The organism is Streptomyces sp. Tue6028 (assembly GCF_002300165.1).
Lineage (GTDB): Bacteria > Actinomycetota > Actinomycetes > Streptomycetales > Streptomycetaceae > Streptomyces > Streptomyces siamensis.
In genome coordinates, this window is record NZ_MLCE01000009.1 from 1 (window position 1) to 10,031 (window position 10,031).

Sequence of the window (10,031 nt, forward strand, 5' to 3'; positions counted from 1 at the left end):
GGCGGTGGGAGGGGCGGCGCGAGGGACCGGGGCGGTGGGCCGGGCCGGGGTCACCGGGCGCGGGGTTGCGACCAGGGACACCGGACCCATGGGGGCGGCCGAGGCCGCCAGGGCGGCGGGTGCTGCCAGGGTCACCGGGGCGGCCGGAGTGGCACGGGCGGACGGCTGGGCCGGACCCGCAGAGACGGTCGACGTGGCCGGACCTGGAGGGGCTGACGGTGCCGCCGGACCGGCAGGGTCCGGAGCGGTCGGGGCGGGCGAGGTGTCCGGGGCCGTGGGCGGCGCGTCCGGTCCACCGATGCGCGCGACGACCACCTTGCCCCCTCGCCCCGACGGCCACGTTCGGCGGCCCGCGCAAGGAGCACGGACCGTCCCGGGTGTTCCGACGGTCACGGACCGTCCCACGGGACAGGCGCAGAGCTTAGACGCGCGGTCCGCGGGAGGCCGCCGACACGACGGGCGGGGGCGGGCGCGTAGCCCGTTCGGACCTCCGCCCGAATGGCCGGGCGTCCGGGGGCGTACGAGGATGGCGGCACGGAGAGAGGTGCGGCAGAGGGTGGTGTGCGCATGCAGTTCGACGACGACGCCGACCTGGACACCTCCGAGGTCCAGGATGTGCGCGGCGGTCGAATCCCCGGCGGCAGAGCGACCGTCGGCGGCGGCGTCGCCGCGCTCATGGCCCTGATCCTCGGTCTGTTCTTCGGGGTCGGCCCCGACCAGCTCGGTCTGTCCTCGGGCGACGGCCAGCCGGACGCCGCCAGCTCCTCCCTCGCCCAGGTCCAGCAGACCTGCAAGAAGGGAAGCGACGCGAACACCAAGGAGGACTGCCGCATGGTGGCGGTGGTCAACAGCGTCCAGGACTTCTGGACACAGGAGTTCGCGCGCCGCAGCGGCACCTACACGCCCTCCTCGACGGTCTTCTTCACCAACAGGGTCGGCACGGCGTGCGGCACGGCCACGTCCGCCGTCGGGCCCTTCTACTGCCCGGGAGACCGGAAGGTCTACCTGGACCTCGGCTTCTTCGACGAACTGCGCGACCAGTTCGGCTCCAGCGGCGGGCCGTTCGCCCAGGCGTACGTGGTGGCGCATGAGTACGGGCATCACGTGCAGGACCTGATGGGCACGCTGGCCAAGGCACAGGACGGCGTGACCGGCGCGAACAGCAACTCGGTGCGGACGGAGCTGCAGGCCGACTGCTACGCCGGGGTGTGGGCGAGCCACGCGACGACCACGAAGGACCCGGTGACCGGCAAGGCGCTGCTGACCAGCCTCACGGACGCCGACATCCGCGACGGCCTGGACGCGGCGGCGGCCGTCGGGGACGACCGGATCCAGGAGAGGTTCCAGGGCCGGGTGACACCGGAGACCTGGACGCACGGCTCCTCCGAGCAGCGGCAGCAGTGGTTCTACCGGGGCTTCAGCAGCGGCGACATGGCGCAGTGCAACACGTTCCGCTGAGCCGCCGTTCCCCCGGTCCGTACGCCCCGTCAGATCACATGGTCCGGTGGCTTCCACGCTCCGCCGCGTCGCACGTCCCGCCGGTCGCCGTCGTGGCGGCCCGCGATCGGCGGGGCGTTGTCAGTGGCCGGTGCAACACTGGGCGACAGGTCGAGATCCGGCGGCGGGACCAGAGGAAGTGATCGGCATGGCAGGTTTGGACGGCGGGCGCCCGAGCATCTACCCGACCCTGCTGTACGCGGACGCGAAAGCGGCCATCAGGCAGCTCACGGAGGCCTTCGGCTTCACCGAGGCGTCGGTGTACGAGGGCGAGGACGGCACGGTGATGCACGCCGAGCTGGTCCAGGGCCACGGCGCGGTGATGCTCGGGTCCAAGGGCCGCGGCGGAGCGTTCGACACCGCGATGAAGGACGCCGGCCCCGCCGGGGTGTACGTGGTGGTGGACGACATCGACGCCCACCACCAGCGGGCCGTGGACCACGGCGCCGAGATCGTGATGCCCCCGACCGACCAGGACTACGGCTCCCGCGACTACATGGCCCGCGACCTGGAGGGCAACATCTGGAGCTTCGGCACCTACGCCCCCGAGACAGGGGCGTAGGGCTCCAGGACCGGCTCGCGGGACGCGCCCGTCAGCTGCCTCCGGTGTGCACCTGGAAGGCCGCCCGGCGTACGGCCTTGGCGAGCGCCGGGTCCGGGTGGGCGGCCGCGAGCGCGACCAGGACCTGCACCGTGCGTGGGTGTCCGACCGCGCGGACCGCGTCGAGCAGCGCGGGCACGGTCGGCTGCACGGCGGACTCCAAGTGCCGTACGAGGAGCGGTGCTTCGCCGTGGTCGGCGACGGCGGCTGCGGTGTCCACCCACAGCCAGGTCGCTTCCTCCCGGGTGAGCACCTCGTGGGCGTCCTCGGGGTCGTGGCCGTCGTGCTCGGCCAGCCACAGCAGGGCGTACGGACGCAGCGGATTCTCGCCGGCCACGGCACGCACATCGGGCTCGGCGGGGGCGCCGACGACGCGCAGGGCTTCGAAGGCGAGGCCGCGGGTGAGTGCGTCCTCGCCGCGGGCGGCGTCGAGGAGTTCGGTGACCGCGCTGCCGACGGGACGGGCGGCGAGCCAGGCGCGGTACTCGGCACGGGCGGCGTTCGGGCGCAGTTGGGCGCAGCCCCGGAGCATGTCCTCGGCGGACTGCTCGATGTTCCCGGCGGGGCTCTGCGCGGCGACGCAGATCTGCTCCAGCTTGACCCAGACCGCCCAGCTGCCGAGCGGGGTGAGGGTGGCCTGTCCGTCCCCGTACGTGAGGGCACCGACGGAGGCCAGGGCGTGCAGGGCCCAGTCGAGGAGGGGGGCGAGTTCCGCGTCCGCGACCCCGGGGCCCTCCGGCGCGGCCTCGGGCTGGGGGCCGTAGGAGACCTCGCAGCGCGCGGTGCGCAGTTCCGTGACGCGCTGCTCCAGCAGGTCGAGGAGTTGCTCCATCGGGACGGGCCCGGCGGAGAGCTGGAGGAAGGAGAGCACCTGGGGCATCGCGGAGACGACCTCGGCGACGGCGGCGGGTTCGCGCTCCTCGGGTTCCGGGTGGGCGAGCGACCAGGCGTCGAACAGGGCGACCCAGCCGCGCAGGACGGCGCTGTCGTCACGGTTCCAGGCGCGCAGCCGCCATCCCGGGCGGGCGCTGTCGCCGTGCACCTCGACGAGGCCCGCGAGGCGTGCCGTGTCCCAGTCCGCGCGGACCTGAGCCGTGCTCAGCCCGAGGTCGGCGGCCGCCCGTTCGGCGGTGGCCTCGGACAGGGTGCCCTGGCCGTCGGGGGTTCCGCCGTCACGGCCCGGGCGCAGGGCGGCGTCCGCCCAGCGGGCGACACGGGCCGCGCCGGCCAGGCGGGTGCGCGCCATGCGGGCCAGCTCCGCGGGCGGGGGCGTGCCCTCGGGCGGCCGCGGTGCGGGGCGGCGCGTGCGGCGCTGGGTCACCGCTCGGGGGGCGGCGGCCAGGGGCCGTGGGCTGACGAGTCGGAGCCTGGAGTCGCGCGGATTACGGGACGTCACGGGTGCAGTCTTCCGGTTGACGGTCCGAAAACCCAAACGGAATGCCACGGAGGGCGACGGGGGTGCTCGCGGGGCGGGGCTCCGGGTGCTCTTCACACGCGGGAACGGGCCGTCGCGGGAGTCGTCCGACGTCGAACCGGAAGCGGGTGCACGGCCCCGCCGGAGGGGTTCCGGCGAAGCGGCGGAAGAGCCGGCCCAGGACTACATCAAGGGGGTGAGGAAGCGGCGCAGTGCCTCCTCGTAGGTCTCCGGGTCGGCGTTCCACATGGCGCCGTGCGGGGCCTGCGGGACGGTGTGCAGGGTGACCAGGTCGGGGCGGCGCTGCGCGAAGCGGCGCGAGGGGCCCCAGGGGGCGATGGTGTCGTCCGGCCCGTGCACCAGCAGGGTGGGCACCTTGAGGTGGTCGGGATGCGCGCCGTCGAGCCGCTCGTCGCGCAGACCCGTGCGGCCCTGGGCGGCGCGCACCGCGAGGGGCAGCAGGGCACCCGGCGTGTGGCGGGCCGTGGCGAGGGCGCGCAGCGTGGCCTTCCAGTCGAGGACCGGGGAGTCCAGGACGAGCCCGGAGATCCGCTCGCGCAGGGCGGAGCGCGTGGCGGCGAGCAGGGCCATGGTGGCGCCGGTGGACCACCCGTACAGGACGACCTGTTCGGCGCCGTACCGCACGGCGTAGCGGATGGCGGCGTCGAGGTCGCGCCACTCGGTCTCGCCGAGATGGCTCAGCCCGTCCTGGGGGCGGGGGGCGCCGAGGTCGCCGCGGTAGGCGATGTCGAGCACCGGGAAGTGGTAGCGGTTCAGGAACTCCATGACGTTCATGGGGTGCTCGCGGGTGGTGCCCAGGCCGTGCACGGCGATCACCCAGGTGTCGCGGACGGCGGGCACGAACCAGGCGGGCAGCGCGCCGAGTTCGCCGGGGATGTCGACGTCGGCGGTCTCCAGGCCGAGGGCGGAGCTCGGGTCGCCGATGTGCAGGTTGGGGGTGAGCCAGACCTTGTCGCCGGGTTCCAGGGCGCCGTGGGTGACGCGCTCCAGGCGGCGGACGACCGTGTCGGCGGGGTGGGGCGTGCCGCGCAGGACCGGGCCGACGACGGCGTGGGAGCCGTTGCCGGCGAGGCCGTAGGTGCCCGGACGCAGTGAGGCCAGATCACGGGTGAGCGTGATGCCGCCGGCCGTCGTGGCGTGCACGGTGAGCCGGGGTTCGGTGGGCAGGGGCCGACCGGGTGACGCCTTCAGTGCGGCGTCGCTGGCGAACCGGCCCGCCGCCACGGAGGCTGCGCCCGCGGCGATGGCTACGGTGACGGCTGCGGCCGTCGCTTTGACAGTGCGCACGGGTTCAGTGTCCCGGGGCAGCCCGTGGTCGGCCAGTGGGAGCGCGGGGGCACACCCGGGGCGGGGGCTTTCCGTGGGGCGGGACGCGCCGGGCTCGGCACCGCCGGAGTGGCCCGTCGCGGCCGGACGCCGCGTCGCTGGGAGGGGAATCTCTCCCCTGGCCGAGGCGGGCAGGACTCCGCCCGTGCCCGGGCTCGGCACCGCCGGAACAGTCCGTCCTGGCCGAGCGCCACGGCGACGGGAGAGGCACCCCCGGCCGAGTGTCACAGCGGAGGAAAAGGCATCCCCCGCCGGGGATGCCCTGTCCTGCGTGGCCCCGTGTCCGGAGTCGGCCGGAGTCGGCCGGAGGAGTGAAGGTGGCGGTCGGGGCTACGGTTTCTGGCCGTAGGTCTTCAGGTGTTCGCCCGCCCGGGTCACCTGGGCCGGGGTCAGCAGGTTCGGGGTGAGGCCGGGGACCGACGCGGCGAGGAGCCAGACGCGGGACATCCACTCCAGCTGGGCCGTGCGGTCGTAGGCCTGGGACAGGGAGGCGCCGTGGGCGACGGTGCCGTGGTTCTGGAGGAGGCAGGCGCTGCGGCCGTCGAGGGCCCGGAGCATGTTCTCGGCCAACTCCGCGGTGCCGTACGTCGCATAGGGGGCGACACGGACCGGTCCGCCGAGGGCGCCGGCCATGTAGTGGATCAGCGGGAGCTCGGGGACCAGTGTCGAGACGGCCGTCGCGTGGGCCGCATGGGTGTGGACGACGGCGACGGCGTCCGTGGCGCGGTAGACCGCGAGATGCATCGGCAGTTCGCTCGTCGGCAGCAGCGAACCGAGCACCTGCCGCCCGTCGAGGCCGACGCCGACGACGTCCTCGGGCGCGAGACGGTCGTACGGCACTCCCGTCGGCGTGACCAGGACGGTGTCGCCGACCCGGACCGACACGTTGCCCGACGTTCCGACGACCAGCCCGTCGGCCACTGTCCGACGGGCCGTCGCCACGAGCTCCTCCCAGGCCCGCGCCACCGCGTCCCCCGCGTCCCGCGCACCCGCGGCCTGTGCTTCCTCCCGCACGTCCCGTGCGTCCCGCCGCTGTTCAGCCATGCCGCGATCCTGCCAGCAGGCGACCTCGCGGTGTCGCGGGCGAGGGCACTTTAGGCCGGAGCCCACGCCTCCGTAAGGGCACATATGGGGACGGATCACCCTCCGAGGTGGATTGGCCGGTGATCGACCTCTGATCACCGATCTTCCAGTAGCCTCTGGGGGATTTGTCGTACACGTCGCCATTCCGGGGGGAAATATGGCCCGTGATCACAAACCACTCCGTCGCCGTGTCCGCGCCACGGCCACGACGGCCGTCGTGGCGGCGCTCACCGCGGCGGGCACCGCCCTTGCCGAGCTCCCGGCGAGCGCCGCGGGCAAACCCAAGGGGCACGACGTCTCCTCTCACCAGAAGAACGTCGACTGGCCGAGCGCCAGGGCGAAGGGTGCCCGGTTCGTCTACGTCAAGGCGACGGAGTCCCACACGTACCGCAACCCCTACTTCGGCCGGCAGTACAACGGCGCGCGCAACGCGGGCATCCTCCGCGGCGCCTACCACTTCGCGGTGCCGGACAAGTCCTCCGGCACCACCCAGGCCGCGTACTTCGTGCGCAACGGCGGCGCCTGGCGCGCGGACGGCTGGACGCTGCCGCCCGCGCTGGACATCGAGTACAACCCGTACGGCAAGCGCAAGTGCTACGGCCTGAGCAAGGCCAGGATGGTGAGCTGGATCAAGGCGTTCAGCGACGAGGTCAAGCGGCAGACCGGCCGCCGCCCGGTGATCTACACGACCACGCACTGGTGGAACACCTGCACCGGTGCCAGCCGGGCCTTCGGCGCGAACCACGCCCTGTGGCTTGCGCGCTACGACTCCGCGGACGCCGGCACCCTGCCCGCCGGCTGGTCGTACTGGACGTTCTGGCAGTACGACAACAGCGGCAGCCTGCCGGGTGACCAAAATCTCTTCAATGGGTCCATATCCGCACTCAAGAGGCTCACCCGAGGCTAGACACTGGGAGCGGAGCCCGATATTCCGCCTGCGTTCGAGGAACGGGGGACCCCTCCAGCGCAAACGGAGGGGCGTCCCACCGATTGAGACACCCCACAGTCCGCCTCAGTTCATCTTCCGTTCACCCAGGTTGCTTACGGTCCACATGCCACTGACGTCCAACAGAAGCCTGGGTAAATGGAACACATCACGCTCCTCCTCGGAATCGTGATCGTCACCGCTCTCGTGTTCGATTTCACGAACGGTTTCCACGACACTGCCAACGCGATGGCGACGACCATCTCGACCGGCGCTCTCAAGCCCAAGACGGCGGTGGCCATGTCCGCCGTGCTGAATCTCGTCGGTGCGTTCCTCTCGGTGGAGGTCGCCAAGACGATCTCCGGCGGAATCATCAACGAAGAGGGCATACGCACCGAAGTGATCTTCGCGGCGCTCGTCGGCGCCATCCTCTGGAATCTGCTGACCTGGCTCCTGGGTCTGCCCTCCAGTTCCTCCCACGCACTCTTCGGCGGCCTCATCGGTGCCGCCGTCATGTCGGCGGGCTGGTCGTCGGTGAACGGTTCGACCGTCGTCACCAAGGTGCTCATCCCCGCGGTGGCCGCGCCGATCGTGGCCGGAATCGCCGCCATGCTGGCCACCCGGCTGACCTACCGCATCGGCGGTCGCGTCGAGGAGAAGGCGACCGCCAAGGGCTACCGCGCCGGCCAGATCGCCTCCGCCGGCCTGGTCTCCCTCGCCCACGGCACGAACGACGCGCAGAAGACGATGGGCATCATCACCCTGGCCCTGGTCACCGGCGGCGTCATCGCCCCCGGCTCGAACCCTCCCACCTGGGTCATCGTCTCGGCCGGTATGGCCATCGCGCTCGGCACCTACCTGGGCGGCTGGCGCATCATCCGCACCATGGGCAAGGGCCTCACCGACCTCGCGCCGCCGCAGGGCTTCGCCGCCCAGACCAGCGCCGCGACGGCCATCCTGGCCTCCTCGCACATCGGCTTCTCCCTCTCCACCACCCAGGTCTGCTCCGGCGCCGTGATGGGCTCGGGCCTCGGCCGCAAGGGCGGTGTGGTCCGCTGGTCGACCGCGACCCGCATGTTCGTGGCCTGGGGTCTGACCCTGCCGGCCGCGGGTCTGGCCGGTGCCTCCGCCGAGTTCCTGACCAAGCAGGGCACCTGGGGCATCGTCCTCACGGGCGTGCTGCTGGTCGCCGGCGCCGGCGTCATCTGGACGCTGTCGCGCCGCCAGCCGGTCACCGTCGACAACGTGAACGACGTCGACGCCGAGCCCGCGGGTGTCGTCACCACGGCGATGGCCGCCGTCGCCGTGCCGCCGGCCGGCCCGGTCACCGCGGTCGACACCGAGCTCAAGGCCACCATCCCGGTGCCGGACCCCGGCCCCTCCGCCGAACCCACCCGCCCGGCCACGGTGTAAGGAACGAACAGCATGAACATCGACTGGGCAGCCCTCGGCTCCGTCTTCGGAGTCAGCCTCGGGGCCACCGTGGCACTCGTCGGCCTCTTCACCCTCGGCATCGTCGGCCTCTCCAAGCGCGAGTCGGCGTCCGCCCGGGGCGACTCGGCGGCCCTCGCGGTCACCGGCGCGTACGCCTGCTTCGCGGCCTGCGCGGCGGCCGTGGCGTACGGGATCTTCATCATCGTCTCCTGACACGGGCGACGCTCTGCCGCACGAAGGGCGGGTACGGGACACGGTGTCCCGTACCCGCCCTTCGTCGTGCCGGAGCCCTGGGGCGCGAGGGGACGACAGGCGGTCGTGCGCGGCGGGATGCGTCCCGGGTCGTCGGAAGGCGGTCCGCGCGCCTGCGCAACGGCCCCGGAACACGGTGCAATTCGGTCTTGGCGGGCAGCCGGGCGTGGTCGCGGTGTGGGGCTCAGCACACTCTCTCCTCGCAGGTCAACAGCAAGTTGACGGCTGTTCTCGCCCCGTGGTGGACTGCCGGAGCCAAGTACGGCGGCAAGAGAGGAAGCCGGTGCAAGTCCGGCGCGGTCCCGCCACTGTCACCGGGGAAGAGATGTCCCGGGAGCCAGGAACTCTCACCGCCGGTCTCGTCGAACCAGGGCGTGGACACCCTGAGTGAGGACATGTCGCCATGCACGGCTGCCCAAGTGCTCTGCGCAGGACGCGAACGACGGTTGAGACCGACCTGACGGCCGGCTGAACCGATGCGTGCCGATCGCGTCTTCGCGTACGGCGCCGCCGCCGGCCTTCTCGGCGACCTGCTGCTCGGCGATCCTCGCCGGGGGCATCCGGTCGCCGTGTTCGGGCGGGCCGCGGGCGCCGTGGAACGGGTGTTGTGGCGGGACGACCGCGGACGGGGTGCGCTGCACACCGCCGTGTGCGTGGGCGGTGCCACCGCCCTCGCCGCCCTCGCCCGCCGTGCCGTCCGGCCCTCCCCCGCCGCCTCCGTCGCGCTGACCGCCGCCGCCACCTGGGCCGTCGTCGGCGGCACCACACTCGGCCGTGAGGCGCGGGCGATCGGCTCGGCGCTCGCCGCGGGCGACGTGGTGGTGGCCCGGGAACGGCTGCCGCACCTGTGCGGGCGCGACCCCCAGGCGCTGGACGCCGACGGGATCGCGCGGGCCGTCGTCGAGTCCGTCGCCGAGAACACCTCCGACGCCGTGGTGGGAGCCCTGGTGTGGGGGGCCGTCGGCGGTGCGCCCGGTCTGGTCGCCTTCCGCGCCGTGAACACGCTCGACGCGATGGTCGGGCACAAGTCGCCCAAGTACCGGCGGTACGGCTGGGCTTCCGCGCGGCTCGACGACGTCGCCGGCTGGCCGGGGGCGCGGCTGACCGCCGTGCTCGCGACCGTCGCCGGTGGCGCCCCGCGCAGCGCCGCCCGCGCCTGGCGCACGGACGCCCGCAGGCATCCGAGTCCCAACGCCGGTCCGGTGGAGGCCTCGTTCGCGGGGGCGCTCGGGGTGCGGCTCGGCGGGACGCTCTCGTACGCGGGCCGGGTCGAGCACCGGCCCGTCCTCAACGGCGACGGCCGTGCGGTGGCCGTCGCCGACATCGAACGGGCCGTACGGCTGTCGCGTCGCGTGGGCTGGCTGGCGCTGGGCGCGTGCGCCGTCGGGCGGACGCTCGTCGGGCGCGCCGCCGCACGGAGAGGGACCGGGGCATGACCGGGGAGGGGTACGCCATGGATACCGGAGTGCGCGAAGGAG

Annotated in this window: 9 protein-coding genes and 1 riboswitch; of the genes, 6 read left to right on the plus strand and 3 right to left on the minus strand. The window is 73.3% G+C overall.

Going from position 1 to position 10,031, the window contains the following annotated elements; all coding sequences use genetic code 11:
- The first annotated feature begins 567 nt into the window (after window positions 1-567).
- Together ypfJ and BKI49_RS07560 are read left to right on the plus strand one after the other, a co-directional pair.
- A complete protein-coding gene (ypfJ, locus tag BKI49_RS07555; RefSeq protein WP_095933430.1) occupies window positions 568-1,458 on the plus strand; it encodes a KPN_02809 family neutral zinc metallopeptidase in 891 nt (296 codons plus the stop codon).
- A gap of 187 nt (window positions 1,459-1,645) precedes the next feature.
- Entirely contained in the window at window positions 1,646-2,059 is a 414-nt protein-coding gene (locus tag BKI49_RS07560) for a VOC family protein (RefSeq protein WP_095933540.1), read from the plus strand.
- Window positions 2,060-2,090: 31 nt separating this feature from the next.
- Here BKI49_RS07560 and BKI49_RS07565 read toward each other — a convergent pair whose 3' ends face one another.
- The 3 genes from BKI49_RS07565 to BKI49_RS07575 all read right to left on the minus strand — a co-directional run bounded on the left by BKI49_RS07565 (window position 2,091) and on the right by BKI49_RS07575 (window position 5,903).
- On the minus strand, window positions 2,091-3,494 hold the full coding sequence (locus tag BKI49_RS07565; protein WP_179332361.1) for a hypothetical protein: 1,404 nt from the start codon (window positions 3,492-3,494) through the stop codon (window positions 2,091-2,093).
- A gap of 201 nt (window positions 3,495-3,695) precedes the next feature.
- On the minus strand, window positions 3,696-4,820 hold the full coding sequence (locus BKI49_RS07570; RefSeq protein ID WP_095933432.1) for an alpha/beta hydrolase: 1,125 nt from the start codon (window positions 4,818-4,820) through the stop codon (window positions 3,696-3,698).
- 369 nt (window positions 4,821-5,189) lie between these two features.
- The gene (locus BKI49_RS07575) at window positions 5,190-5,903 is read right to left on the minus strand and encodes a class II aldolase/adducin family protein (protein ID WP_095933433.1); all 714 of its coding nucleotides are present in this window, start codon (window positions 5,901-5,903) and stop codon (window positions 5,190-5,192) included.
- A gap of 196 nt (window positions 5,904-6,099) precedes the next feature.
- On the opposite strand from BKI49_RS07575, the gene BKI49_RS07580 reads away from it, so the two are divergent.
- From BKI49_RS07580 to BKI49_RS07595, 4 genes are all read left to right on the plus strand, one after another.
- Window positions 6,100-6,849 (plus strand): lysozyme, encoded by a 750-nt coding sequence (locus BKI49_RS07580; protein WP_095933434.1) that lies wholly within the window; start codon window positions 6,100-6,102, stop codon window positions 6,847-6,849.
- A gap of 177 nt (window positions 6,850-7,026) precedes the next feature.
- Window positions 7,027-8,280 (plus strand): inorganic phosphate transporter, encoded by a 1,254-nt coding sequence (locus BKI49_RS07585; protein WP_095933435.1) that lies wholly within the window; start codon window positions 7,027-7,029, stop codon window positions 8,278-8,280.
- A gap of 12 nt (window positions 8,281-8,292) precedes the next feature.
- Entirely contained in the window at window positions 8,293-8,514 is a 222-nt protein-coding gene (locus BKI49_RS07590) for a hypothetical protein (RefSeq protein ID WP_095933436.1), read from the plus strand.
- A 264-nt stretch (window positions 8,515-8,778) separates the two neighbouring features.
- Window positions 8,779-8,919, plus strand: a riboswitch (cobalamin riboswitch).
- A gap of 110 nt (window positions 8,920-9,029) precedes the next feature.
- Window positions 9,030-9,989, plus strand: coding sequence for a cobalamin biosynthesis protein (locus tag BKI49_RS07595; protein ID WP_095933437.1), 960 nt, complete (start codon window positions 9,030-9,032; stop codon window positions 9,987-9,989).
- Window positions 9,990-10,031: the final 42 nt, after the last annotated feature.